Genomic DNA, 23859 nt, shown 5'->3' on the forward strand with positions numbered 1-23859 from the left:
TTTGTGTTGGGGTGGATGCAATGACTGACGAATGGAAAGCGCCCGACAAGGCCAAGTCTGAAGGCGGCGAAGACAAGAGCTGGAAGCTGCTGGAGAAGACCCTGCTTGCGGGTGTGCAGGAGCAGCGTCGTTCGCGGCGCTGGGGGATTTTCTTCAAGTTGTTGACCTTTGTTTATCTGTTTGTCGCACTGATTCTGTTCACGCCGCTGATGGATATGGAAAAGTCCGCGGCGCGTGGTCCGGGCTATACCGCGTTGATCGATATTGCCGGCGTGATTGCCGACAAGGAGCCGGCCAGTGCCGACAACATTGTCAGCAGTCTGCGGGCGGCGTTCGAGGACACGAAGGTCAAGGGTGTTGTGTTGCGCATCAACAGCCCGGGCGGCAGTCCGGTGCAGTCGGGTTACGTGTATGACGAGATTCGCCGCCTGCGTGGCTTGCACCCGGATACCAAGGTGTATGCGGTGATTTCCGATATCGGGGCCTCGGGCGCTTATTACATCGCCAGCGCTGCGGATGCGATTTATGCCGACAAGGCTAGTCTGGTGGGTTCCATTGGGGTGACGGCGGCCGGTTATGGGTTTGTCGGTACCATGGAAAAGCTGGGTGTCGAACGCCGGACTTACAATTCGGGTGAGCACAAATCGTTCCTGGATCCGTTCCAGCCGCAAAAGCCCGCAGAGACGCAGTTCTGGCAGGGCGTGCTGGACACGACGCACCAGCAGTTCATTGCCAGCGTGAAAAAGGGGCGTGGTGATCGCCTGAAGGACAAAGAGCATCCAGAGTTGTTTTCCGGTCTGGTCTGGTCGGGCGAGCAGGCGTTGCCGCTGGGGCTGATCGATGGCCTGGGCAGTGCCAGTTCGGTGGCGCGGGACGTGATCGGCGAAAAAGAGCTGGTCGACTTCACGATCGAGGAGTCGCCGTTTGATCGCTTCTCGAAAAAGCTGGGAGCGAGCATGGCTGCGCAACTGGCCATGTGGATGGGCTTTCAGGGCCCTGCATTGCGCTGATCGCTGTTTTGTAAGGGAAACCGGCCTTGATGGCCGGTTTTTTTTTGCCTTGGGCTCAGGGGGTTTGCACGCCCTCTGCCAGCAGCATGTCCACAAGGCGTATCAGTGGCAGGCCCACCAGGCTGGTGGCGTCCGGGCCCTCGGTGCTTTGAAACAGGCTGACACCCAGTCCTTCGGCCTTGAAGCTGCCTGCGCAGTCATAGGGTTGCTCGGCGTGCAGGTAGCGCTCAATGCGTTGTGGGTCGAGGGTGCGCATGTGTACGGTGAAGGGGATGCAGTCGAGCTGGCACAGGCCTGTCTGGCTGTTGAAGAGGGCCAGGCCGGTGAGGAAGGTCACGCTGGTGCCGCTGGCGGCCAGTAGCTGCTCACGGGCCTTCTCGAAGGTGTGGGGCTTGCCGATGATGCGTCCATTCAGTACGGCGACCTGGTCCGAACCGATAATCAGGTGCGCGGGGTGGCTGTCGGCCAGTGCGCGGGCTTTTTCCTCGGCCAGGCGTTTTACCAGTTCGATGGCGGGCTCGCCAGGCTGGTGGCTTTCGTCGATATCCGGCGACTGGCAGGTGAATGGCAGCTGCAGGCGAGCCAGTAATTCACGGCGATAAACCGAGCTTGAAGCGAGTAATAAAGGCAGCATGCGGCTCTCCAGAAGTCAGTCGATAATTCTAGCGGGGCTTCCAAGTGACGGACAGGGCTGAATTTCCTTTGACATGGGCGGGGGCATCCCTATAATGCTGCGCCTATGTTGAATGACCCGATTCCACCTCACGTTGACCCGCGCAAATTGGCTGATCGTGGCACCACCCTCCAGGGTGAAATGCTGCTAGCCGATTTGGAGAGACTCTGCGACCCGCTTTCCGACACTGTCGGTACGGTGCAGGCTAAATTCGTTTTTGAACGAGATGAACGTAAATCTGTGGTGATCCACAGCTTTATCGACACCGAGGTCAAAATGGTTTGCCAGCGTTGTCTTGAGCTGGTCACCCTGCCGATTCACAGCGAATGCAGTTATGCTGTGGTAAAGGAGGGTGCGAATACCCAGTCGTTGCCGAAAGGTTATGACGTGCTGGAACTGGGCGAAGATCCTTTGGATCTGCAGTCACTGATCGAGGAGGAGCTTTTGCTCGCCTTGCCCATTGTGCCTGCTCATCATCCGGAAGAATGCCAGCAGCCGGCGGGTCTCGATGAGCCCGAACCGAGCGAGGACGAGGTAACGCGGTCCAACCCGTTCAGTGTATTGGCGCAGTTAAAGCGTGACCCAAACGTTTAGGAGTTAATCAATTATGGCTGTTCAGCAGAACAAAAAATCCCGCTCCGCCCGTGACATGCGTCGTTCGCACGATGCTCTCGAGGCAAGCACCCTGTCCGTAGAAAAGACCACTGGTGAAGTTCACCTGCGTCACCACGTATCGCCAGAAGGCGTATACCGTGGCCGTAAAGTGATCGACAAGGGCGCTGACGAGTAATCCTTGTCCGCTCAAGTTATCGCGATTGACGCAATGGGCGGGGACTTCGGTCCCCGCAGCATTGTTCAGGCCAGCCTTGCTTGTCTGTCTGCTACGCCCTCGCTGCACCTGACCCTTGTCGGTCAACCCTCCCTCCTTGAAGAATTGATCGCCAGCCAGTCGGCAGTGGATCGCGCACGCCTGACGATTGTGCCGGCCCTCGACGTCATCGGCATGGATGAAAAACCTTCCCAGGCCCTGCGTGGCAAGCCGGACTCCTCGATGCGCGTGGCTCTCGAGCTGTTGCGTGATGGCAAGGTCCAGGCGTGTGTCAGTGCCGGCAATACCGGTGCGCTGATGGCGCTGTCGCGTTATGTACTCAAGACGTTGCCAGGTATTGATCGTCCGGCCATGGTCGCGGCGATTCCGACCCAGCGAGGTTTTTGCCAGTTGCTCGACCTGGGCGCCAACGTCGATTGCAGTGCCGAGCACCTGCTCCAGTTCGCGGTGATGGGGTCGGTGGCGGCGCAGATCCTGGGGATCGCTCGTCCGAAGGTGGCGTTGCTCAACATCGGTACCGAAGACATCAAGGGCAATCAACAGGTCAAGCTCGCCGCCACGCTGCTGCAAAACGCCCGGGGCCTGAACTACATCGGATTCATCGAAGGCGATGGCTTGTATCGTGGTGAGGCGGATGTGGTGGTGTGTGACGGCTTTGTCGGCAACATCCTGCTCAAGTCCAGCGAAGGTCTGGCGACCATGATTGCCGGGCGCATCGAGGCGCTGTTCAGGAGAAACCTGGCCTCCAGGGCGGTCGGTGCCCTGGCGTTACCGTTGATGAAGCGCTTGCGGGCCGAGCTCGCGCCGGCCACGCACAATGGTGCGAGCTTCCTTGGTTTGCAGGGGATTGTCGTCAAGAGTCACGGCTCGGCGGGTGTGCAGGGGTTCCAGAGTGCCATTCAGCGCGCGGTGATCGAGATTCAGGAAAACCTGCCTGAGCGCCTTCATGGTCGTCTCGAGGATTTGTTGCCTTAGGCATTTTCGTCGGACAATGCTTAAATGTGACCGCTCGGTTCAATTGGCCATCCAACTGTCAGTTTCTTGCGTCCCTCAAATGGGGCGTCAACTCTCCGACGACAAGATCATTAGGGGCTTGTTACATGTCTGCTTCCCTCGCATTCGTCTTTCCAGGACAGGGTTCGCAGTCCCTCGGCATGCTGGCCGAGTTGGGCGCGCAACATCCATTGATCCTCGAAACCTTCAAAGAAGCTTCCGATGCTCTGGGTTACGACCTGTGGGCACTGACCCAGCAGGGGCCGGAAGAGCAGCTCAATCAAACCGACAAGACACAGCCGGTCATTCTGACCGCTTCGATCGCCCTGTGGCGCCTGTGGCTGGCTGAAGGCGGTGCGCGTCCGGCCTACGTTGCCGGTCACAGCCTGGGCGAGTACAGCGCGCTGGTTGCCGCTGGCAGCCTGAGCCTGGGTGCAGCCGTCAAACTGGTAGAGCGTCGCGGCCAGTTGATGCAGGAGGCCGTACCGGCCGGGCAGGGCGGCATGGCCGCCATTCTCGGCCTGGATGATGCCGACGTGCTGGCAGCCTGTGCTGAAGCGGCGCAAGGCGACGTGGTCAGTGCGGTCAACTTCAACTCGCCGGGCCAGGTGGTGATCGCCGGTGCCAAGGCGGCTGTCGAGCGCGCCATTGAAGGCTGCAAGGCGCGTGGCGCCAAGCGTGCCATGCCGTTGCCGGTCAGCGTGCCGTCGCACTGCGAACTGATGCGTCCGGCTGCCGAGCGCTTCGCCGAGTCCATTGCCGCGATCGACTGGCAGGCTCCGCAGATTCCCGTGGTGCAAAACGTCAGTGCTGCGGTGCCAGTTGACCTGGAAACCCTCAAGCGCGACCTGCTCGAGCAACTCTACAAGCCGGTTCGCTGGGTCGAGTCCGTCCAGGCACTGGCTGCCAAGGGTGCGACCCAGCTGGTCGAGTGCGGTCCGGGTAAAGTCCTGGCTGGCCTGAACAAGCGTTGCGCCGAAGGCGTGTCGACCTCTAACCTCAATACCCCAGATGCCTTCGCTGCCGCCCGTGCAGCGCTGGCCTGAATTAGGAGAAGCTTGCATGAGTCTGCAAGGTAAAGTTGCACTGGTGACCGGTGCCAGCCGTGGTATTGGCCAGGCCATCGCCCTGGAACTGGGTCGTCAGGGCGCTATCGTGGTTGGTACCGCGACGTCCGCTGCCGGTGCCGAGCGCATCGCGGCAACCCTGAAGGAAAACGGCATCCAAGGCACCGGCCTTGAGCTCAATGTCACCAGCGACGAGTCCGTGGCGGCCGTGCTGGCGAGCATTCAGGAGCAGTTCGGTGCGCCGGCGATTCTGGTCAATAACGCCGGCATCACCCGCGATAACCTGATGATGCGCATGAAAGATGACGAATGGCATGATGTTGTCGATACCAACCTGAACAGTCTGTTTCGCCTGTCCAAGGGTGTTTTGCGCGGCATGACCAAGGCGCGTTGGGGTCGAATTATCAGTATTGGTTCGGTTGTGGGTGCCATGGGCAACGCAGGCCAAGTAAACTATGCAGCCGCCAAGGCGGGTCTGGAAGGTTTCAGCCGCGCGTTGGCGCGTGAAGTGGGCTCGCGCTCGATCACGGTCAACTCGGTGGCTCCGGGGTTCATCGATACCGATATGACCCGTGAACTGCCTGAAGCGCAGCGTGAAGCCTTGCAGACGCAAATTCCGCTGGGCCGACTGGGGCAAGCTCAAGAGATCGCGTCCGTGGTCGCTTTTCTTGCGTCGGACGGTGCGGCTTACGTTACTGGGGCTACAATCCCGGTGAACGGCGGGATGTACATGAGTTAAATGTGACGGATTGCTTCAAAAAAATGTCATACGAGCTGTCTAAAATCCGTTATAAAGCTGCACTTTATTTATAGGCAGCGGGTCATCGGGGTTAGAGGAGTGAAGCTTTCAGTTGAAAAACCGAAAAGCCTTTCTATACACTTACCCACTGGCCAGCTGCCTGAATTTGTCCATTAGGAGTGAAAACAAGGTATGAGCACCATCGAAGAGCGCGTCAAGAAAATCGTTGCTGAGCAACTGGGCGTTAAAGAAGAAGAAGTTGTGAACACTGCTTCCTTCGTAGAAGACCTGGGTGCCGACTCCCTTGACACCGTTGAGCTGGTGATGGCTCTGGAAGAGGAATTCGAGACCGAAATCCCTGACGAAGAAGCTGAGAAGATCACTACTGTACAAGCTGCCATCGACTACGTTACTAGCCATCAGGCGTAATAGTTTGTAATCGTTGTTAGCTGTCATGGAAAAACCGCACTGCCATCATGGCGTGCGGTTTTTTCTTTAGGTCCGATGCAAAGTCGTCATTTGAAAAAAGGAGAGTGCTGTGTCGCGTAGACGCGTCGTAGTCACCGGTATGGGTATGTTGTCGCCACTGGGCACGGATGTGCCGAGCAGCTGGCAGGGCATTCTGGCTGGCCGTAGTGGCATTGGTCTGATCGAACACACCGACCTTTCTGCCTATTCCACCCGTTTTGGCGGCTCGGTAAAGGGCTTCAATGTCGAGGAATACCTGTCGGTCAAGGAAGCTCGCAAGCTCGACCTGTTCATTCAATACGGTCTGGCGGCCGGGTTTCAGGCAATGCGCAATGCCGGCCTGGAAGTGACCGATGCCAACCGTGAACGCATTGGCGTGGCCATGGGTTCGGGTATTGGCGGTTTGACCAATATCGAAGAAACCAGCCGCACCTTGCATGATTCGGGGCCGCGACGGATTTCTCCGTTTTTCGTGCCGGGCTCGATCATCAATATGATTTCCGGCTTCCTGTCCATCCATCTGGGGACACAGGGGCCGAACTACGCCATCTCGACAGCGTGTACCACCGGTACGCACTGCATCGGCATGGCGGCGCGCAACATCGCTTACGGCGAAGCCGATGTGATGATTGCCGGCGGTTCCGAAATGGCGGCGTGCGGCCTGGGCATGGGCGGCTTCGGTGCCGCGCGTGCACTGTCGACCCGCAACGACGAGCCGACCCGCGCCAGTCGTCCATGGGACAAGGGCCGTGATGGCTTCGTCTTGTCCGACGGTGCCGGTGCATTGGTGCTCGAGGAACTTGAGCACGCCAAGGCCCGTGGTGCGACCATCTATGCCGAGCTGATCGGTTTTGGCATGAGCGGTGACGCCTACCACATGACCTCGCCGCCAGCTGACGGTGCGGGGGCTGCGCGCTGCATCACCAACGCCTTGCGCGATGCGCAGATCAACGGCGACCAGGTGCAGTACATCAACGCCCACGGTACGTCGACCTCTGCTGGCGACCTCGCCGAAGCCCAGGCGATCAAGACCGTGTTTGGCGATCACGCCTATAAACTGGCGGTCAGTTCGACCAAGTCCATGACCGGTCACCTGCTGGGTGCGGCGGGCGCTGTCGAGGCGATCTTCAGTGTGCTGGCGATCAATGGCCAGGTGGCGCCACCGACCATCAACCTTGATGAGCCGGACGAAGGTTGCGATCTCGATTTCGTGCCGCACACGGCGCGTAACATGGACATCGATGTGGTGCTGTCCAACTCGTTTGGCTTTGGCGGTACCAACGGCTCCCTGGTGTTCCGCCGGTTCGTCGGTTGATGGACAGCTGGGTCGACGGTCGGCCGGGTGACGCACTGTCGCTGAAAGACCGCGGCCTGGCTTATGGTGACGGCCTGTTCGAGACCATAGCGGTCAAGGGCGGGCAGCCACTGTTGCTGGATCGGCACCTGCAACGCCTGGCTGAAGGGTGTTCGCGCCTGGCAATGGCTGCGGATCACGGGTTGATCCGCAGCGAACTGCTGGCATACGCCGCCGCCCTGGGCGAGGGTGTACTCAAGCTGATCCTCACGCGTGGTGACAGTCTGCGCGGTTATGCCGCCGACCCCGCGGCTGCGCCCCGGCGAATCCTGCAAGGCAATCCCCCGGTGGTTTACCCGCCTGCCCATGGGCAGCAAGGTGTACGGCTGTTTCCTTGTGCGACGCGCCTTTCGATCCAGCCGGCCCTGGCCGGTCTCAAACATCTCAATCGCCTTGAGCAGGTCATTGCCCGTGCCGAATGGCAGGGAGCTGATTGTGCCGAGGGCTTGATGCTGGACCTTGAGGGGCGAGTCATCGAGGGGGTGTTCAGTAATCTGTTCCTGGTGCGCAATGGCGTGTTGGTCACGGCCGATTTGAGTCGCTGTGGCGTCGCCGGCGTGATGCGTGCCGAATTATTGTTTCAAGCCAAGTCTTTGGGAATCCCCACTGAAATCACCGATATCAGCCTCGAACACCTGCAACAGGCTGATGAAGTCTTCGTCTGCAACAGCGTATACGGCATTTGGCCGGTATGCGCTTGTGCTGCGCTGAGCTGGCCGGTTGGGCCGCTCACCCGTAAACTGCAAGGCATTGCCCGCGCGCTACTGGATGCTTGATTCGTGAGACGTAAACTCTTGCTGCTGCTGGAAACCGGACTGGTTCTGGCGGGGCTGCTGCTGGGCGCTTCGGCCTGGAAAATCAATTCGGCACTGGAGCAGCCGCTCAATATTACTCAGGAAGAGTTGCTGGACGTACCCAATGGAACCACACCGTCCGGGACGTTCAAGCGCATGGAGGCAGACGGTATCCTCGAGGATGCCTTCTGGCTGCGCCTTTACTGGCGCCTCAACCTCGCCACCCAACCCCTGCACAGCGGTGAATACCGCATGCTGCCCGGCATGACTGCGCAAGGCCTGATCGGCCTTTGGCAGCGCGGCGAAGTGGTTCAGTACAGCCTGACCCTGGTGGAGGGCTGGAACTTCCGCCAGGTTCGGGCGGCGTTGGCGAAAACCGACAAGCTGGAACAGACCCTCGATGGCTTGAGCGACGGCGAACTGATGGAAAAGCTCGGCCATGCCGGCGTGTTCCCGGAGGGGCGGTTTTTTCCGGACACTTACCGCTTCGTGCGTGGCATGACCGACGCGCAGGTACTGGCAAAAGCCTATGACCGGCTGGATGAAGTCCTGGCCGCGGAGTGGGGCAAGCGTTCTCCTGATGCACCGTACACCGAACCCTATCAGGCGCTGATCATGGCCTCGCTGGTGGAGAAGGAGACCGGTGTGCCCCAGGAGCGCGGGCAGATTGCCGGCGTGTTTGTACGTCGCCTGCAGCTGGGCATGCTGTTGCAAACCGACCCGACCGTGATCTACGGGATGGGTGAGCGTTACAACGGCAAGCTGACGCGGGCGTATCTCCGGGAGCCGACGCCGTACAATACCTACGTGATTTCCGGATTGCCGCCGACGCCGATTGCGATGGTCGGCCGTGAAGCGATTCATGCGGCATTGAACCCGGTACCTGGCAGCAGTTTGTACTTCGTGGCACGGGGCGATGGCAGTCATGTGTTCTCCGATGACCTGGATGCCCACAACAATGCCGTGCGCGAGTATCAGATCAAGCGTCGCGCGGACTATCGCTCCAGTCCTGCGCCGGACAATGGTGCGGCAGCACCCGCTGAGGGGGTGCCGATGAACTCGGGCGCGCCTGATACTGCTCCTGAGATGGAGCCCGAAGTGCCATCAGCGCTGCCGGCGCCAGATGCACAAGCACCGCAAAGCCCGCAATGACTCTGACTAAGGACTGCCTGTGACTGGCTTGTTTATAACTCTGGAAGGCCCGGAAGGCGCTGGCAAAAGCACCAATCGTGAGTACCTGGCCGAACGCCTGCGTGCCGAGGGCATCGAGGTCGTGCTGACTCGCGAGCCTGGCGGTACACCGCTGGCCGAGCGCATCCGCGATGTCTTGCTGGCACCCGTCGACGAAGTCATGAACCCGGATACCGAGCTGTTGCTGGTGTTTGCCGCGCGTGCGCAGCACCTGGCCGAGGTGATTCGCCCGGCGCTGGCGCGCGGGGCCGTGGTGCTGTGCGATCGCTTTACCGACTCCACGTACGCCTATCAGGGTGGCGGCCGTGGGTTGTCCCTGGAGCGAATTGCTACCCTGGAAACCTTTGTCCAGGGTGACCTGCGTCCAGACCTGACGCTGGTGTTCGACTTGCCGATTGAAATCGGTATGGCACGCGCCAGTGCCCGTGGTCGGCTCGACCGTTTCGAGCTGGAAGGCCGGGTGTTTTTCGACGCCGTGCGCAATGCGTTTCTCAAGCGCGCGGCAGTCGATCCCGCGCGTTACCTGTTGGTGGATGCTTCACAGCCATTGGCCCAGGTTCAGCGAGCGCTGGACGCGCTGATGCCGCAACTGCTGGAGCGTCATCGTGGCTGAAGCCTATCCGTGGCAAGACAGCCTCTGGCAGCAACTGGCTGGACGTGCGCAGCATGCTCATGCCTATCTGCTCCACGGTCCTGCGGGCATTGGCAAGCGAGCCTTGGCCGAACGCCTGATGGCGCGTTTGCTGTGCCAGCGGCCTGAAGGTCTGGACGCGTGCGGGCAGTGTAAATCCTGCCTGTTGCTCAAGGCGGGTAGCCACCCGGATAACTACATCCTGGAGCCGGAAGAGGCGGACAAGGCGATCAAGGTCGACCAGGTCCGCGAACTGGTGGGTTTCGTGGTGCAGACCGCACAGCTGGGCGGGCGCAAGGTGGTGCTGATCGAGCCGGCGGAGTCGATGAACATCAACGCGGCCAACGCCTTGCTCAAAAGCCTCGAAGAGCCTTCGGGCGATACCGTGTTGTTGTTGGTCAGTCACCAGACCAGCCGGTTGCTGCCGACGATCAAGAGTCGTTGTGTGCAGCAAGCCTGTCCGCTGCCAAGCGAGGCCATGAGCCTTGCGTGGCTGGCCACGGCCTTGCCCGACTGCAGCGAAGACGAGCGCGTCGAACTGCTGACCCTGGCGGCGGGTTCACCCCTGGCGGCGGTCACCTTGCAGGCCCAGGGTGTGCGCGAGCAGCGTGCGCTGGTGGTCGACGGCGTCAAGAAGTTGCTCAAGCAGCAGCAGTCGCCCACGCAACTGGCTGAAGGCTGGAATGCGATCCCGCTGTTACTGCTGTTCGACTGGTTCTGTGATTGGTCGAACCTGATTCTGCGTTATCAATTGACCCAGGACGAGGCCGGGCTTGGCCTGGCGGACATGCGCAAGGTGGTGCAGTACCTGGCGCAGAAGTCCTCGAAGGACAAGGTCCTGACTATTCAGGACTGGATCCTTGCCCAGCGACAGAAGGTGCTGAGCAAGGCTAATCTCAATCGTGTGCTGCTGCTTGAAGCCTTGCTGGTGCAGTGGACAGGTTTGCCGGGCCAGCGATGATCCCGGCCGCCTGCATGAATGAACACCGTCCGGTCGCCGAACCCAGGTCGACCGTCCCCTCTCACAGGATGTAGTTTCAGCCTTTTATGCTCGTAGATTCCCATTGCCATCTCGACCGTCTCGATCTCGCCGCACATGACGGCTCCCTGGATGCCGCACTTGAAGCGGCACGCCAGCGTGGGGTCGGGCATTTCCTGTGCATCGGCGTCAGTGTCGATAACGCCGCCGACGTCAAGGCGCTCGCTGAGCGCTATGACGACGTCGACTGTTCGGTGGGGGTTCATCCCCTGGATGTGCAGCCGGACGCAGCTCCCGCGCTGGACTGGCTGCTGCAGGAGCTCAACCACCCGCGGGTAGTGGCCATCGGCGAAACCGGCCTGGACTACCACTACGAGCCTGAGGCGGCCCATTTGCAGCAGGCGTCCTTCCGGCTGCACCTGCACGCCGCGCAACAGACGGGCAAGCCGGTGATCGTCCACACCCGCGGCGCACGTGCCGATACGTTGGCGTTGTTGCGTGAAGCCGCGCTGCCCCAGGCCGGCGTACTGCATTGCTTCACTGAAGACTGGGACATGGCCAAGGCCGCGCTGGACCTGGGCTTCTACATTTCGCTGTCGGGGATCGTGACCTTCCGCAATGCCGATGCCCTGCGCGATGTGGCCAGCAAGGTGCCCGCAGACCGGCTGCTGGTCGAGACCGATTCGCCGTACCTGGCGCCGATTCCGTATCGCGGCAAGCCAAACCTGCCGCAATACGTGCGGGAAGTGGCAGAGTTCCTGGCGATGCTGCGCGGAGAGTCTTATGAGCGTTTCGCCGAACAGACCACCGAGAACTTCAAGCGGCTGTTTCCGTTGGCGCACGTCAGGTCGGTTGGCTAAAAGACGGTCTGGCGCTCAAATCGCAGGCAAAAAAAACCCGGGTTCTGGGGGGTGAATCCGGGTTAAGACCATTAGGAGTAAAACAAAGGCACGCAGTCCATTGGTACCTATATCGACACGCCACTTGGGGGAGATGACGCGTCGACATTTCAAGTATTGATCAGTATTGCGCCTCGTCCAGTTTGCCCCCCGCGTTTCTTAAACAAATTTGGAATACCGCCGCTTCGCTTGAGTTCTCACTGCCTGGCGATGGAGGCAATAATGGCGATAGTTTCGTCGATCACGCGCTTTTCTGTGTAGAAGTGCGGAGAGAAACGAATGCCGGGGCCGCGTGGAATACATACCACTTGCTGGGCTTTCAGGGTCTCGTAAAGCACCTGATTATCGATGCCGTCGATACTGAACGAGAAAATCCCGCCGCGCCGGGCCGGATTCAACGGGCTGTGCAGTTTCACCCCGGCAATGGTGCTGAGCCCCTCCTGTAGCCATTGCACCCGCTCGGCAATCAGGGCGGCAACCTGTTCCATGCCGACTTCTTCCAGTAACGACAGGCTGGCTTCCAGGGCCATGACCCCCAGCATGTTCGGGCTGCCGCACTCAAAACGTCGGGCACTTTTGGCCGGTTCCCAGGTGGTGCGGTTGTAATCGCCCATGTGTTCGAGCATGTGCCAGCCGAATTCGTGCAGCTTCAACTGCTCGCGCAGGTCGCTGCGCACATAGAACACCCCAAGGCCTTCTGGCCCCAGCATCCATTTGTGGCCGTCGGCCATGGCGAAGTCGCACTGATAACTCTGGACATCGAAGGGCAGGGCGCCCAGTTGCTGGATGGCGTCGATGCAGAACAGCACATCCTGCTGCTTGCAACCGGCGCCCAGGCGCTGCAGGTCCAGGCGCAGGCCGCTGGCGAACTGCACCGCGCTGACCGACATCAGGCGGGTCCGTGGACCGCAGGCAGTCAACAAGGCACCCTCCGGGTCGTCGCCCTTGAGGCTGACCTGGACCACTTCCACGCCTTGGGCGGTCAAGGCCTCCCAGACGATACGGTTGGACGGGAATTCTTCATCGCTGATGACGATCTGGTCACCACTGGCCCAGGTCAGTCCGAAGGCGACAAAAGACAATGCCTCTGAAGTATTTTTGACCAATGCGATATCATCTGTCGACGGCGCGTTTAGCAGTCGTTTCAGGCGTTCGCGCAGGCGTTGCTCCAATGCCATCCAGTCCGGATAGTCACGTGCACCCAGTAAAACGTTCTCCTGGGCGAAGCGCGACACGGCTGTCGCGGCGCGGTTTGGCCAGGGGGCAACGGCCGCATGATTCAAATAACGCAGGCCCGGAGCCTGTACAAATTCATCAAGAAACGTAGTCATGGTCGGATGATCCGTGCAATTTGGCGCAATTTAGGCATAATACGCGGCTTCGAATTTTGACCCCTACAGACCTTTTTCTTATGCATAAAGAACCTCGTAAGGTCCGTGAGTTTCGTCGCCGCGAGCAAGAAATTCTCGACACCGCGCTCAAGCTGTTCCTCGAACAAGGTGAAGACAGTGTCACCGTCGAGATGATCGCTGATGCCGTGGGTATCGGCAAAGGCACCATCTACAAGCACTTCAAGTCCAAGGCGGAGATCTATCTGCGCCTGATGCTCGACTACGAGCGTGACCTGAACGAGCTGCTGCACTCTGCCGATGTCGACAAGGATAAGGAAGCCCTGTCCCGGGCCTACTTCGAATTCCGCATGCGCGATCCGCAGCGCTACCGGTTGTTCGATCGCCTGGAAGAGAAGGTGGTCAAGGGCAACCAGGTGCCGGAGATGGTCGAGGAGCTGCACAAGATTCGCGCCTCCAATTTTGATCGCCTGACCTTGTTGATCAAGGGCCGCATCAGCGAAGGCAAGCTCGAAGACGTGCCGCCGTATTTCCACTTCTGCGCATCCTGGGCGCTGGTGCACGGCGCCGTGGCGCTGTATCACTCGCCGTTCTGGAGCAATGTGCTGGAAGATCAGGAAGGTTTCTTCCAGTTCCTGATGGATATCGGCGTGCGCATGGGTAACAAGCGCAAGCGCGATACCGACACGCCAGGCAGCTGATCCATTCAGCAGCCTTATTGCGCCATGTTTCCCTGTATGGCGCAGTGCCCCGGGAATATACTCAGGCTTAGGTATTGCTAAAACTTGATTTGTGAGTCAAGTTTTAGCTTTTCCGCATCGACTTCCGCCGGAGTGATCCATGATTGTTGACCGACAAGGCAGGCGCTTCCGCAATTTGCGGGTCAGTCTGACTTCCGCCTGCAACTACGCCTGTACCTACTGCGTGCCTAATGGCAAGCGGTTGGTGGCTGCGCAGGATGAACTGTCGGCCGAAGCCATGGCCCGCGGCGTTGCCTATCTGATCGAAGCCGCCGGCATCGAGCGTCTGCGCATCACCGGTGGCGAGCCGTTGGTGAGCCCCAAGCTGGAAGCCTTCATGACGGCGGTGGGGCAGATGGGGCTTGAAGACATCAGCCTGACCACCAATGGCCAACTGCTGGCCAGGAAGCTGCCCCTGCTGGTGGATGCCGGCATTCGGCGGATCAACGTTTCCCTTGATACCCTGGACGCTGCCGCGTTTCGCGGTATTGCCCGTGGCGGCGATCTGGCAACCGTGCTCGATGGCATGGAGCAGGCCCGTGCGGCCGGCATCAAGATCAAAGTCAACATGGTGCCGTTGCGTGGGCAGAACCTCGATCAAGTGTTGCCATTGCTCGATTACTGCCTGGAGCGTGGCTATGAGTTGCGTTTCATCGAGCTGATGCGCATGGGCCATTTGGCCAGTGATTCAAACGCGTTCCTGCAACAGTTCGTCAGCCTTCAGCAGTTGCTCAGCCTGATTGGCGAGCGGTACGAGTACCTGCAGGCCGACGCCCCCGTGGATGCCACGGCGGTGCGTTATGAAATCCCCGGTCATGGCCATTTCGGCGTGATCGCCAACGAAAGCGTGCCGTTCTGCCGCACCTGTTCGCGTTTGCGCCTGTCGTCCACGGGCTGGCTGCATGGCTGCCTGTCATCGAGCAACCGCCACTACGTTGGCGACTTGCTGGACAAACCGCGCCACCAGGCATTGCCCGCGCTCCAGCGCCTGCTGGTAAAAGCCTTGGGCGACAAGCAGGAAGTGGCGTTTTCCGGTGGGGCCACGGTGATGAAGATCATCGGCGGCTGACCGGGCTTTTGTGGCGAGGGAGCTTGCTCCCGTTGGGTCGTGAAACGGCCCCAATAAAGCCATTCTCCCGCGTGTTGTCAGAGATACCGCATTCCCCCGGTTTACGACGGCTGCGCCGCCGAGCGGGAGCAAGCTCCCTCGCCACAAGTTCGTATTATCAAACCGGAATTTTCCATGGACTCAAGGACTGGCGCGGAAGCTGCATCCTGCAAAGATTCGCCGGTTTTCCGTCACCGGCTTCTGGAGGGTAGGATGCGTAGCCTGGTTTTGCTGCTGGCCGTTTTGGCGCTTGGCGGCTGCATGAATGTCAGCGACATGGGCGAAGAGGCTCGCTACCACATGAGCGATGCGGGTCTGCTCGATCACAGCGACAGCCGTCGCGTGAATAACCTGCGTATTCAGCCAGACTCGTTCATCTACATTGCCCAAGGCCCGTTCGCGCCGCCGGGCAGTGCCGAGCCGCGACAGAATGTGGTCGCCGAAGAGGCCTTCAAGGGCTTTATCGAATATTTCCCGATGGTGCGCCGCGCCGCAGGCCCTGAAGGCCTGGATGCCGCCATGGGCGAGGCCCGCGACCTCGGAGCCCATTACCTGCTGTACACCCGCTTCGCCAATGCCGATGACCGCATCGGCAACTCGGACGAGTGGCTTGACCAGGAGGCCGTGGACCGCCTGGGGATCGACAGCGGGGTGATTCAGATCATGTTGATCGAGACCAGCACCCGCTATTTGATTGATACTGCACGGATCAAGAGTCGTGGCGGTTTACTGACGTTCCATGACAACAGGCCAGAAGATCTGCTGGGCCCGCCGCTTGCGCAATACGCTCGCAGCCTGCTGGGCCTGAGCGATCAGTAGTTCACCGGGAGAGCAACATGAGTGGTTCGCAAAAAGCTAACGATCTGCTGGGGCAAATCCCCAAGTCCAAAGGCTTGCCGCCCGTTCATTTGTGGAACCCCGACTTCTGTGGCGACATAGACATGCGCATCGCCCGCGACGGCACCTGGTTTTACCTGGGCACGCCGATCGGGCGTAAGCCGATGGTCAAGTTGTTCTCCACCATCATTCGCCGTGACGGCGATGATTACTTCCTGATTACTCCGGTGGAGAAGGTCGGGATCAAGGTCGACGACGCCCCCTTTGTGGCGGTGACGCTGGACGTCGAAGGTGAGGGCCAGACCCAGGTGCTGCGCTTCACCACCAACGTCGACGAGTTGACAGAGGCCGGCCCTGAGCACCCGTTGCATGTCGTGATCGACCCGGTCACTCAGGAGCCTGCGCCCTATGTGCATGTGCGCACCAATCTGCAAGCCCTGATCCATCGCAACGTGTTCTATCAGTTGGTCGAGCTGGCCGTGACCCGCGAGATCGACGGCCAGCGCTGGTTGGGTGTGTGGAGCGGCGGCGAGTTCTTCCGTATCGGCCTGGAACCCTGATCCGGACTACACCGTTTGCAGCGCCTTGCTGGCGGTTGCCCGACGCCATAGCAAGCGGCCCAGGGTAATCGACCAATTCAGCAAGGCCAGCGCCAACACGCTCAGCAGCAGGCTTGGCAAGCCCTGTTCGACGATGATCCTGCCTGCCAGCAACGGAAAACCGAATACTCCCACGAAGTAGCCAAGGCTGAACAACAGCAAGGCTTGCGACGTGCCGCCCGCCGGTGCTTCGTTGGCGGCCAGCCCATTGATCACCGAGTAGGTCAGGCCGTAGCCGATTCCCAGCACCACGGCTGCCATCCAGTACGTGAAGGCATCGTCGACGACGAAACAGAACATCAGCAGCGACACCACCATCAGCCCCGACAACAGGCAGGACGCCCAGTATGGATCACGCTTGACCACCCAGCCGGCGATCAGCAAGCGGCTGGTGATGGCGGCGCCCGTGAAGCCAAGGAAGAACAGCGAATAGTCCAGCGAGCGGGAGGCGGCGTAGCTGGTCTGGAAGCTCGATAACCCACCAAACACACAACCGCCGAGGCCGACCATGATGATGGGGAACAGTGCCCTGGAGGACAGCACGCGTATGGCGGATGTCCAACCAATCCGTGAAATCGCCGTCGTGCCCAACTGGTTCGGGCGCTGTTTCAGCGCGGCACCCAGGCGCCAGAACAGCACGGCGCCAATCAGGCTGGCCAGCGCCGCGAGGTAAAACGCGCTGGTGACCGGATAACCCAGTGCGCTGGCTGCGCGCCCCAGTAGTGGCCCGGAACCGATACCGGTCATCATGCTGCCTGACAGCAGTGCGAAGTATCTGGTGCGTTGTGCTGGCGCGACCAGCATCGCCACGATGATCGGCCCCAGGGTGTAGAAAACGCCCCAGCCCAGCCCGAGCGTCAGCCCGAAAAACAGCAGGGTATCGCCAAATCCCGGTGTCAGGGCAAAGCCCAGGCTAGCCAGTATCAGCAGCCCGCCGAAGAGCGCAATCGAGCGCGCCGCGCCGAGCAGGTCCGATAAGTGTCCGGAAAGGATCACGGCGGCGAAGGTGCTGAGCATTGCAGCTGAAATCACACTGCCGGCATCGTGCTCGTTACCGCCCCGTGAGCTGATCAGCAGCGAGAGCAGAAAGGTCGAACCGTAAGACAACGACAGCAGGTAGCTGGCAACGCAGAACAGGCCAAACAGCTTTCCTGATACGACAGGATCCGGGGTGGTGCGAGTGGGCATGGGCAAGTCTCGTGAACGGTGGGTGTTATCGGAGGCTTGGATACCACGTGCGACGCTGGCGTATGTTCTGCGGTTGGCGGTTTCAGGATTAGCAGAATGCGGAGTAATGCGTTCAGGTGTTACTTGCGGTCAAGCCGATTTCTTCGAGCAGGTCGTCGCGAAAACGTTGCAGGCGTTCGTGACGCAGGCGCGCCAGACGCTGGCCGGACGGCGTCTGAAAGCCGTCGGCAAGGTGCAGCAGCTTGGTCTGGAAGTGATCGAGGCAATAACGCTTGTCGTCGTAGTCCCGTGTGCGGGCCAAGGGGTCCGTGGCATCGTAAAGCGTGCTGCCCATGCGCCCGGCGATGTAAAACGTGCGCGCCACGCCGAGCATGCCGAGGGAATCGAGGCGGTCGGCGTCCTGAAGGATTTTCGCTTCCAGGGTGACGGGAGTGATGTTCGCCGAGAAACTGTGGGCCTCGATAGCGTGGGCAACGGCTCGTACCCTGGGTTCTGGCCAGTCCAGTTGGCGCAGGAGGGGCATGGCTTTTTCTGCCGCCAGTCGCGAGGCTTGTGAGCGCAGCGGCGAGTTCTTCTCTACCGCGACGCAGTCGTGCAGCAGTACACCGGCCAACAGCACCTCAAGATCGCCGCCTTCTTCGGCTTGAAGCCGCTGAGCGTTATGCCACACCCGCTGTAAGTGCGAGAGATCGTGAGCACCGTCTTCGGACGGCTCAAGGGCGTGGGGCAGCAAGGCTGAGGCGAGGCTTTGCAGTGGCGCGAAGATGGCGAGGTTCATGAAAATCCTTTTGTGCAGAACACATGTGTGGCGAGGGAGCGGGCTCTCGCCCGGCTTCGCTGAAACACCGCGGTGACTGGCTTTGGGGTCGCTACGCAACCCAGCGGGAGCAAGCTCCCTCGCCACGGCTGTTCATTGATGTCTGTATCAAGTTTTGAGGCGGTATGTGACGAACGTTGATTACCGACATAGTATGGCGTTTTCAATCGTTCTCAAGGGACGTTCATGTCGATCGAGATCCGCCCGGCCACACCCAGCGATGCCCCCCAAATCCTGGCCTTCATCACCGAGCTTGCCGATTTCGAGCGGGCCCGTCATGAAGTCATCGCCAGTGTGGCCGACATCGAGCGCAGCCTGTTCAGTGAGGGGGCCACCGCCCATGGCCTGATCTGCCTGCGCGACGGATTGCCGATCGGCTTCGCGGTGTTTTTCTTCAGCTACTCGACCTGGCTGGGCAGTAACTGCCTGTACCTCGAAGACCTGTACATCACCCCCGAGCAGCGCGGTGGTGGCGCCGGCAAACTGTTGCTGCGCCACTTGGCGAAAATCGCCTGCGCTAACGACTGCGGCCGTTTCGAGTGGAGTGTGCTGGAGTGGAACAAACCGGCGATCGAGTTCTACGAATCCCTCGGCGCGCAACCACAGGAAGAGTGGGTGCGCTATCGCATGGATGGCAACGTGTTACGCGACTTCGCCGAGGGTCGTTGATTATCGGCGGCGCAGGTCGCGCATCAGGCGGCGTGAAACCCGGCAAGCCCGGTCAATCCAAGGCCGTCCAACGAAAAAGGGCCCCCGTTCGGGAGCCCTTCTTGTTCAAGCGTACGACTTACATGTTCGGGTAAGTCGGGCCGCCGGCACCTTCCGGTGCCACCCAGGTGATGTTCTGCGCAGGGTCCTTGATGTCGCAGGTCTTGCAGTGCACACAGTTCTGGGCGTTGATCTGGAAGCGTTTTTCGCCGTCTTCCTGGGTGATCACTTCATACACGCCCGCCGGGCAGTAGCGCTGCGCCGGCTCGTCGTACAGCGGCAGGTTCTTGCTGATCGGGATGCTCGCGTCGGCCAGCTTCAGGTGGCAAGGCTGTTCTTCTTCGTGGTTGGTCCCCGAGATGAATACCGAGCTGAGCTTGTCGAAGCTGAGTTTGCCGTCCGGTTTCGGATAGTCGATCTTCTTGCTGTCGGCCGCCAGCTTCAGGCAAGCGTAATCCGGCTTGGTGTCGTGCAGGGTGAACGGCAGTTTGCCGCCGAAGATGTTCTGGTCGATCCAGTTGAAGCCGCCACCGACGATGGCGCCGTACTTGTGGATCGCCGGGCCGAAGTTACGGCTGGCGAACAGTTCTTCGTAGAGCCAGCTGGACTTGAACGACTCCACGTAGCTGGTCAGTTCGTCCGCGCCTTCAGAGCCTGCGAACAGGGCATCGGCCACCGAATCGGCGGCGAGCATGCCGGATTTCATGGCGGTGTGGCTGCCTTTGATCTTGGCGAAGTTCAGGGTGCCCAGGTCGCAACCGATCAGCGCGCCGCCCTTGAAGACCATTTTCGGCAGCGAGTTCAGGCCGCCTTTGCAGATGGCGCGTGCGCCGTAGCTGATGCGCTTGCCGCCTTCCAGGTATTGCTTGAGTACCGGGTGGTGCTTAAGGCGCTGGAACTCGTCGAACGGCGACAGGTAGGTGTTGCTGTAGGACAGGTCGACGATCAGGCCGACCACCACCTGGTTGTTTTCCAGGTGATAGAGGAAGGAGCCGCCAGTGTTTTCGGTGCCCATGATGTCCAGCGGCCAGCCGGCAGTGTGCACCACCAGGCCTGGTTGATGCTTGGCCGGGTCGATTTCCCAGATTTCCTTCAGGCCAATGCCGTAGTGCTGGGCGTCGGCGTCGCTGTCGAGGTTGAAGCGCTTGATCAGTTGCTTGCCGATGTGGCCACGGCAGCCTTCGGCGAACAGCGTGTACTTGCCGCGCAGTTCCATGCCCGGGGTGTACAGGCCTTCTTTGGGATTGCCTTCACGGTCAACGCCCAGGTCGCCGGTGATGATCCCGCGAACCACGCCGTTTTCGTCGAACAGGGCTTCCTGGGCGGCGAAGCCCGGGTAGATCTCTACACCGAGGTTCTCGGCCTGCTGGGCCAGCCAGCGGCACAGGTTGCCCAGGGAGATGATGTAGTTGCCTTCGTTGTGCATGGTCTTGGGCACAAGGAGGTCTGGAACCTTGATCGCGCCATCTTCATTCTTCAGGACGAAGATGTCATCGCGGGTGACCGGAGTGTTCAGCGGTGCGCCGAGCGCTTTCCAATCAGGGAACAATTCATTCAGGGCCCGAGGCTCGAACACCGCGCCGGAAAGAATGTGAGCGCCGACTTCGGAGCCTTTTTCGACCACGCAGACGCTAATTTCCTTACCGGCTTCGGCGGCCTTCTGCTTCAATCGGCAGGCGGCGGAAAGACCAGCGGGGCCGGCACCGACGATGACCACGTCGAATTCCATGTATTCGCGTTCCACAGGTTATCTCCTACTCAAGGCTCAACAGTTTTTTTTCTAATTGGAGGTTTGGCGTCGCATCGATGAATTGCTCCGCATTGCGGGGCAGGGGACAATCGATCCACCACCTTTCTCTCTAGGTGGCGCATTATATCTACACCACTCCCAGCGTCCAATACAAACGTTTGTTTGAATTTGCTGAAAGCCAGATAAATCAAAGAAGCGCGGCTTATAACTGACCATTTTGCCGTATTGACCAGAATAGGCGTTCCGGTCAAGATACGGGCGGTTTTGCGCTCGCCGTAGGCTGACTGTTGGTTTCAAGAGCACCTCTAAAGACAGGGCGAAGGCTGTACAAGGTGACGCGCAACGAGGGTTCGGTGCGAAGTTTACACGCTGCGAAAAGACCTGGCCGATCAGTCGTCGCTGACGAACGGTCATCCCTCTCGTGAGCAGGGTCACCCATTCACATGCCGGCGTTTTTAGAGGTGCCCTTGCGCCGTTGAGCATCAACCGCCAGGTTCGCCTAGGCGACTTTCTTTTCACCGGAGAGTAACGAGGAATCCATGAAGGTTCTTGTAGCTGTCAAACGAGTGGTCGACTATAACGTCAAGGTTCGCGTCAAAGCGGACAACTCCGGCGTCGATCTCGCTAACGTCAAGATGTCGATGAACCCTTTCTGCGAAATCGCAGTGGAAGAAGCCGTACGCCTGAAAGAGAAGGGTGTTGCGACTGAAATCGTCGTCGTCTCCATCGGCCCGTCCACCGCTCAAGAGCAACTGCGCACCGCGCTGGCTCTGGGTGCCGACCGCGCCATCCTCGTCGAATCCGCCGAAGACCTGACTTCCCTGGCCGTTGCCAAGCTGTTGAAGGCCGTTGTCGACAAGGAACAGCCTTCGCTGGTGATCCTTGGCAAACAAGCCATCGACAGCGACAACAACCAGACCGGCCAGATGCTGGCTGCCTTGAGCGGCTATGGTCAGGGCACTTTCGCCTCGAAAGTCGAAGTCGCTGGCGACTCCGTTGCCGTGACGCGTGAAGTCGACGGCGGTGCACAGACGGTTTCCCTGAAACTGCCGGCCATTGTCACCACCGACCTGCGTTTGAACGAGCCGCGCTACGCGTCCCTGCCAAACATCATGAAAGCCAAGAAGAAGCCGCTTGAAGTGCTGACTCCTGAAGCTTTGGGCGTTTCCACCGCCTCTACCAACAAGACCCTGAAAGTCGAAGCGCCGGCTGCACGCAGCGCGGGTATCAAGGTCAAGTCGGTGGCTGAACTGGTCGAGAAACTGAAAAACGAAGCGAAGGTAATCTAATCATGACTATCTTGGTAATCGCTGAACACGACAACAAAGCAGTGGCCCCGGCCACGCTGAACACCGTGGCGGCCGCCGCTAAAATCGGTGGCGACGTCCATGTCCTGGTTGCAGGCGCAGGCGTTGGTGCCGTGGCTGAAGCCGCTGCAAAAATCGCTGGCGTGGCCAAAGTACTGGTCGCCGACAACGCAGCCTACGCTCACCAGCTGCCGGAAAACGTGGCACCGCTGGTCGCCGAGCTGGGTAAAGGCTACAGCCACATCCTGGCCGCCGCGACTTCCAACGGCAAAAACATCCTGCCGCGCGTTGCTGCGGCACTGGACGTTGACCAGATCTCCGAGATCATCTCGGTTGAAAGCGCCGATACCTTCAAGCGCCCGATCTATGCCGGTAACGCCATTGCTACCGTGCAGTCCAACGCTGCAGTCAAAGTGATCACCGTGCGTGCCACCGGTTTCGACCCGGTAGCGGCTGAAGGTGGTTCGGCGGCTGTTGAAGCCGTTGCCGCTGCCCACGACGCGGGTATCTCCAGCTTCGTTGGCGAAGAGCTGGCCAAGTCCGATCGTCCGGAACTGACCGCTGCCAAGATCGTCGTTTCCGGCGGCCGCGGCATGCAGAACGGCGACAACTTCAAACACCTGTACGCCTTGGCTGACAAGCTGGGCGCTGCTGTCGGTGCTTCCCGCGCCGCGGTCGACGCAGGTTTCGTACCCAACGACATGCAGGTCGGCCAGACCGGCAAGATCGTTGCTCCACAGCTGTACATTGCCGTCGGTATCTCCGGCGCGATCCAGCACCTGGCCGGCATGAAAGACTCCAAAGTGATCGTTGCGATCAACAAGGACGAAGAAGCGCCGATCTTCCAGGTGGCCGATTACGGCCTGGTGGCGGACTTGTTCGAAGCCATCCCTGAGTTCGAGAAACTGGTCTAATCCAGCGGCTTGACTTATAAAGAGCCCGGCCTTCTGGCCGGGTTTTTTATTGTCTGCGATTTACAGAGTGGGGAAACATGCCATGGAGATGCATCGCTTGAGCGGTTGGTCGATGCTGGTGAGCCTGTTGTTATGGCCGGCGCTGTCGGTCGCAGCCGGCAAGTGCGAACGCCTGGTGGTGACCGGCAGCCCGGATGCGCCACCGTATCTGTGGCAGGACCCGCAGGATCCCGCGCACTTGATCGGCAGCAACGCCGACCTGCTGCGGCAGGTGGCGGGGGAGTTGGGGCTCATCGTCGAGCTGCGCTACGCCGGCAAGCGCTCACAGGCAATCGAGGAGGTGCGCAGCGGACGCATCGACATGCTGGCGGACGCGTCATTGATGACCCAGCAGCTGGAGTCGCTGGATTACATTCATCCGGCGCTGGCAGGCAACGACTACCTGGTGTGGACTCGCATTGGCTCGACCCTGGACTACACCGAGGCGAAGGACTTGAGCGGGCACACGGGCGCGGTTTCGCAACAGGCGCGGTTGACCCAGGCCTTCGAGGCGTTCGCACGGTCGCAATTGACCCTGGTGAGTACGCCAAACCTGACCCAGGCCTTTCAGAAGCTGGTGTTGGGTGAAGTGGAGTACGTCCTGGCCGGACGCTATGCCGGGATGGCCATGGCACAGACATTGAGCATCGCCAACGATGTGCAGGCTGACCCGCAACCGATCGACAAACCCGGGCTGTTCCTGGCCATTTCTCACAACTCGGCCTGCAACGATCCATGGTTGCGCGGACAGTTGGCCAAAAAGATGACAGAATTGCCCGCGTCCGGTCTGACGGAGGCTGTGCTACAGCGCAATCTGGAGCGCTGGAAAGCACATTTGAAACAGCCCGTCAGCACCCCAAAACAGTAGGGATTTTT

Annotated in this window: 26 protein-coding genes; 21 read left to right on the forward strand and 5 right to left on the reverse strand. The window is 60.1% G+C overall.

All coding sequences use genetic code 11. The features are described from left to right. Positions 1-20: 20 nt before the first annotated feature. Entirely contained in the window at positions 21-1010 is a 990-nt protein-coding gene (locus AC3WQN_RS00230; protein ID WP_103399364.1) for a S49 family peptidase, read from the forward strand. A gap of 55 nt (positions 1011-1065) precedes the next feature. Here the strand turns inward: AC3WQN_RS00230 and AC3WQN_RS00235 are convergent, their stop codons facing one another. Further along, positions 1066-1644, reverse strand: a complete 579-nt coding sequence (locus tag AC3WQN_RS00235) for a Maf family protein (protein WP_103399363.1) — start codon at positions 1642-1644, stop codon at positions 1066-1068. Positions 1645-1749: 105 nt separating this feature from the next. On the opposite strand from AC3WQN_RS00235, the gene AC3WQN_RS00240 reads away from it, so the two are divergent. The 12 genes from AC3WQN_RS00240 to AC3WQN_RS00295 all read left to right on the forward strand — a co-directional run bounded on the left by AC3WQN_RS00240 (position 1750) and on the right by AC3WQN_RS00295 (position 11588). Beyond that, entirely contained in the window at positions 1750-2277 is a 528-nt protein-coding gene (locus AC3WQN_RS00240) for a YceD family protein (protein ID WP_008152342.1), read from the forward strand. A gap of 13 nt (positions 2278-2290) precedes the next feature. Beyond that, a complete protein-coding gene (gene rpmF, locus AC3WQN_RS00245; protein ID WP_003179396.1) occupies positions 2291-2473 on the forward strand; it encodes a 50S ribosomal protein L32 in 183 nt (60 codons plus the stop codon). Positions 2474-2476: 3 nt separating this feature from the next. Further along, positions 2477-3487 (forward strand): phosphate acyltransferase PlsX, encoded by a 1011-nt coding sequence (plsX, locus tag AC3WQN_RS00250; RefSeq protein WP_103399362.1) that lies wholly within the window; start codon positions 2477-2479, stop codon positions 3485-3487. Between the two features lie 125 nt (positions 3488-3612). Further along, entirely contained in the window at positions 3613-4551 is a 939-nt protein-coding gene (gene fabD, locus AC3WQN_RS00255; protein ID WP_103399361.1) for an ACP S-malonyltransferase, read from the forward strand. 16 nt (positions 4552-4567) lie between these two features. Next, the gene (fabG, locus tag AC3WQN_RS00260; protein WP_103399360.1) at positions 4568-5311 is read left to right on the forward strand and encodes a 3-oxoacyl-ACP reductase FabG; all 744 of its coding nucleotides are present in this window, start codon (positions 4568-4570) and stop codon (positions 5309-5311) included. A gap of 192 nt (positions 5312-5503) precedes the next feature. After that, complete coding sequence (gene acpP / locus AC3WQN_RS00265; protein ID WP_003175607.1) at positions 5504-5740, forward strand: acyl carrier protein; 237 nt, start codon at positions 5504-5506, stop codon at positions 5738-5740. A 109-nt stretch (positions 5741-5849) separates the two neighbouring features. Further along, entirely contained in the window at positions 5850-7094 is a 1245-nt protein-coding gene (gene fabF, locus AC3WQN_RS00270) for a beta-ketoacyl-ACP synthase II (RefSeq protein WP_103399359.1), read from the forward strand. Then, complete coding sequence (gene pabC / locus AC3WQN_RS00275; RefSeq protein WP_103399358.1) at positions 7094-7909, forward strand: aminodeoxychorismate lyase; 816 nt, start codon at positions 7094-7096, stop codon at positions 7907-7909. The genes fabF and pabC overlap by 1 nt, the downstream gene beginning before the upstream one ends. 3 nt (positions 7910-7912) lie before the next feature. After that, on the forward strand, positions 7913-9079 hold the full coding sequence (gene mltG, locus AC3WQN_RS00280) for an endolytic transglycosylase MltG (protein WP_103399357.1): 1167 nt from the start codon (positions 7913-7915) through the stop codon (positions 9077-9079). A 19-nt stretch (positions 9080-9098) separates the two neighbouring features. Next, complete coding sequence (tmk, locus tag AC3WQN_RS00285; RefSeq protein WP_103399356.1) at positions 9099-9731, forward strand: dTMP kinase; 633 nt, start codon at positions 9099-9101, stop codon at positions 9729-9731. Next, entirely contained in the window at positions 9724-10710 is a 987-nt protein-coding gene (locus AC3WQN_RS00290; protein ID WP_103399355.1) for a DNA polymerase III subunit delta', read from the forward strand. The genes tmk and AC3WQN_RS00290 overlap by 8 nt, the downstream gene beginning before the upstream one ends. Positions 10711-10796: 86 nt before the next feature. After that, positions 10797-11588 (forward strand): TatD family hydrolase, encoded by a 792-nt coding sequence (locus AC3WQN_RS00295; RefSeq protein ID WP_103399354.1) that lies wholly within the window; start codon positions 10797-10799, stop codon positions 11586-11588. Between the two features lie 236 nt (positions 11589-11824). Here AC3WQN_RS00295 and AC3WQN_RS00300 read toward each other — a convergent pair whose 3' ends face one another. After that, complete coding sequence (locus AC3WQN_RS00300) at positions 11825-12958, reverse strand: aminotransferase class V-fold PLP-dependent enzyme (protein ID WP_103399353.1); 1134 nt, start codon at positions 12956-12958, stop codon at positions 11825-11827. Between the two features lie 80 nt (positions 12959-13038). Here AC3WQN_RS00300 and AC3WQN_RS00305 point away from each other — a divergent pair, with 80 nt between their 5' ends. The 4 genes from AC3WQN_RS00305 (at position 13039) to AC3WQN_RS00320 (ending at position 16221) form a co-directional block, all read left to right on the forward strand. Next, positions 13039-13677 (forward strand): TetR/AcrR family transcriptional regulator, encoded by a 639-nt coding sequence (locus AC3WQN_RS00305; RefSeq protein ID WP_095078828.1) that lies wholly within the window; start codon positions 13039-13041, stop codon positions 13675-13677. A 139-nt stretch (positions 13678-13816) separates the two neighbouring features. Continuing rightward, the gene (locus AC3WQN_RS00310) at positions 13817-14785 is read left to right on the forward strand and encodes a GTP 3',8-cyclase MoaA (RefSeq protein ID WP_103399352.1); all 969 of its coding nucleotides are present in this window, start codon (positions 13817-13819) and stop codon (positions 14783-14785) included. A 252-nt stretch (positions 14786-15037) separates the two neighbouring features. Further along, the gene (locus AC3WQN_RS00315) at positions 15038-15643 is read left to right on the forward strand and encodes a DUF4823 domain-containing protein (RefSeq protein WP_103399351.1); all 606 of its coding nucleotides are present in this window, start codon (positions 15038-15040) and stop codon (positions 15641-15643) included. A gap of 17 nt (positions 15644-15660) precedes the next feature. Then, a complete protein-coding gene (locus tag AC3WQN_RS00320; RefSeq protein ID WP_103399350.1) occupies positions 15661-16221 on the forward strand; it encodes a DUF1285 domain-containing protein in 561 nt (186 codons plus the stop codon). A gap of 6 nt (positions 16222-16227) precedes the next feature. On the opposite strand, the gene AC3WQN_RS00325 is transcribed toward AC3WQN_RS00320, so the two are convergent. Both AC3WQN_RS00325 and AC3WQN_RS00330 read right to left on the reverse strand, forming a co-directional pair. Then, positions 16228-17448: an MFS transporter gene (locus AC3WQN_RS00325; RefSeq protein WP_103399349.1), complete on the reverse strand. Its 1221-nt coding sequence runs from the start codon at positions 17446-17448 to the stop codon at positions 16228-16230. Between the two features lie 112 nt (positions 17449-17560). Further along, a complete protein-coding gene (locus AC3WQN_RS00330) occupies positions 17561-18226 on the reverse strand; it encodes an HD domain-containing protein (RefSeq protein WP_103399348.1) in 666 nt (221 codons plus the stop codon). Positions 18227-18451: 225 nt separating this feature from the next. Between AC3WQN_RS00330 and AC3WQN_RS00335 the strand changes: the two genes are divergently transcribed. Continuing rightward, the gene (locus tag AC3WQN_RS00335) at positions 18452-18934 is read left to right on the forward strand and encodes a GNAT family N-acetyltransferase (protein ID WP_095078834.1); all 483 of its coding nucleotides are present in this window, start codon (positions 18452-18454) and stop codon (positions 18932-18934) included. A 118-nt stretch (positions 18935-19052) separates the two neighbouring features. Here the strand turns inward: AC3WQN_RS00335 and AC3WQN_RS00340 are convergent, their stop codons facing one another. Further along, positions 19053-20717: an electron transfer flavoprotein-ubiquinone oxidoreductase gene (locus tag AC3WQN_RS00340; RefSeq protein WP_103399347.1), complete on the reverse strand. Its 1665-nt coding sequence runs from the start codon at positions 20715-20717 to the stop codon at positions 19053-19055. A 545-nt stretch (positions 20718-21262) separates the two neighbouring features. Here AC3WQN_RS00340 and AC3WQN_RS00345 point away from each other — a divergent pair. The 3 genes from AC3WQN_RS00345 (at position 21263) to AC3WQN_RS00355 (ending at position 23851) form a co-directional block, all read left to right on the forward strand. Further along, complete coding sequence (locus tag AC3WQN_RS00345) at positions 21263-22012, forward strand: electron transfer flavoprotein subunit beta/FixA family protein (protein WP_095078836.1); 750 nt, start codon at positions 21263-21265, stop codon at positions 22010-22012. A gap of 2 nt (positions 22013-22014) precedes the next feature. Next, positions 22015-22944: an electron transfer flavoprotein subunit alpha/FixB family protein gene (locus AC3WQN_RS00350; protein WP_103399346.1), complete on the forward strand. Its 930-nt coding sequence runs from the start codon at positions 22015-22017 to the stop codon at positions 22942-22944. Positions 22945-23026: 82 nt separating this feature from the next. Next, on the forward strand, positions 23027-23851 hold the full coding sequence (locus AC3WQN_RS00355) for a substrate-binding periplasmic protein (RefSeq protein ID WP_103399345.1): 825 nt from the start codon (positions 23027-23029) through the stop codon (positions 23849-23851). Positions 23852-23859 lie beyond the last annotated feature (8 nt).

This window comes from Pseudomonas sp. FW300-N1A1, from assembly GCF_058789115.1.

Bases quoted from the DNA above. Each gene is read 5' to 3' on its own strand.
- AC3WQN_RS00230 (WP_103399364.1), top strand. From the start codon at position 21: ATGACTGACGAATGGAAAGCGCCCGACAAGGCCAAGTCTGAAGGCGGC.
- AC3WQN_RS00235 (WP_103399363.1), bottom strand. From the start codon at position 1,644: ATGCTGCCTTTATTACTCGCTTCAAGCTCGGTTTATCGCCGTGAATTA.
- AC3WQN_RS00240 (WP_008152342.1), top strand. From the start codon at position 1,750: ATGTTGAATGACCCGATTCCACCTCACGTTGACCCGCGCAAATTGGCT.
- rpmF (WP_003179396.1), top strand. From the start codon at position 2,291: ATGGCTGTTCAGCAGAACAAAAAATCCCGCTCCGCCCGTGACATGCGT.
- fabD (WP_103399361.1), top strand. From the start codon at position 3,613: ATGTCTGCTTCCCTCGCATTCGTCTTTCCAGGACAGGGTTCGCAGTCC.
- fabG (WP_103399360.1), top strand. From the start codon at position 4,568: ATGAGTCTGCAAGGTAAAGTTGCACTGGTGACCGGTGCCAGCCGTGGT.
- acpP (WP_003175607.1), top strand. From the start codon at position 5,504: ATGAGCACCATCGAAGAGCGCGTCAAGAAAATCGTTGCTGAGCAACTG.
- pabC (WP_103399358.1), top strand. From the start codon at position 7,094: ATGGACAGCTGGGTCGACGGTCGGCCGGGTGACGCACTGTCGCTGAAA.
- AC3WQN_RS00295 (WP_103399354.1), top strand. From the start codon at position 10,797: ATGCTCGTAGATTCCCATTGCCATCTCGACCGTCTCGATCTCGCCGCA.
- AC3WQN_RS00300 (WP_103399353.1), bottom strand. From the start codon at position 12,958: ATGACTACGTTTCTTGATGAATTTGTACAGGCTCCGGGCCTGCGTTAT.
- AC3WQN_RS00305 (WP_095078828.1), top strand. From the start codon at position 13,039: ATGCATAAAGAACCTCGTAAGGTCCGTGAGTTTCGTCGCCGCGAGCAA.
- AC3WQN_RS00310 (WP_103399352.1), top strand. From the start codon at position 13,817: ATGATTGTTGACCGACAAGGCAGGCGCTTCCGCAATTTGCGGGTCAGT.
- AC3WQN_RS00315 (WP_103399351.1), top strand. From the start codon at position 15,038: ATGCGTAGCCTGGTTTTGCTGCTGGCCGTTTTGGCGCTTGGCGGCTGC.
- AC3WQN_RS00320 (WP_103399350.1), top strand. From the start codon at position 15,661: ATGAGTGGTTCGCAAAAAGCTAACGATCTGCTGGGGCAAATCCCCAAG.
- AC3WQN_RS00325 (WP_103399349.1), bottom strand. From the start codon at position 17,448: ATGCCCACTCGCACCACCCCGGATCCTGTCGTATCAGGAAAGCTGTTT.
- AC3WQN_RS00330 (WP_103399348.1), bottom strand. From the start codon at position 18,226: ATGAACCTCGCCATCTTCGCGCCACTGCAAAGCCTCGCCTCAGCCTTG.
- AC3WQN_RS00335 (WP_095078834.1), top strand. From the start codon at position 18,452: ATGTCGATCGAGATCCGCCCGGCCACACCCAGCGATGCCCCCCAAATC.
- AC3WQN_RS00345 (WP_095078836.1), top strand. From the start codon at position 21,263: ATGAAGGTTCTTGTAGCTGTCAAACGAGTGGTCGACTATAACGTCAAG.
- AC3WQN_RS00350 (WP_103399346.1), top strand. From the start codon at position 22,015: ATGACTATCTTGGTAATCGCTGAACACGACAACAAAGCAGTGGCCCCG.
- AC3WQN_RS00355 (WP_103399345.1), top strand. From the start codon at position 23,027: ATGGAGATGCATCGCTTGAGCGGTTGGTCGATGCTGGTGAGCCTGTTG.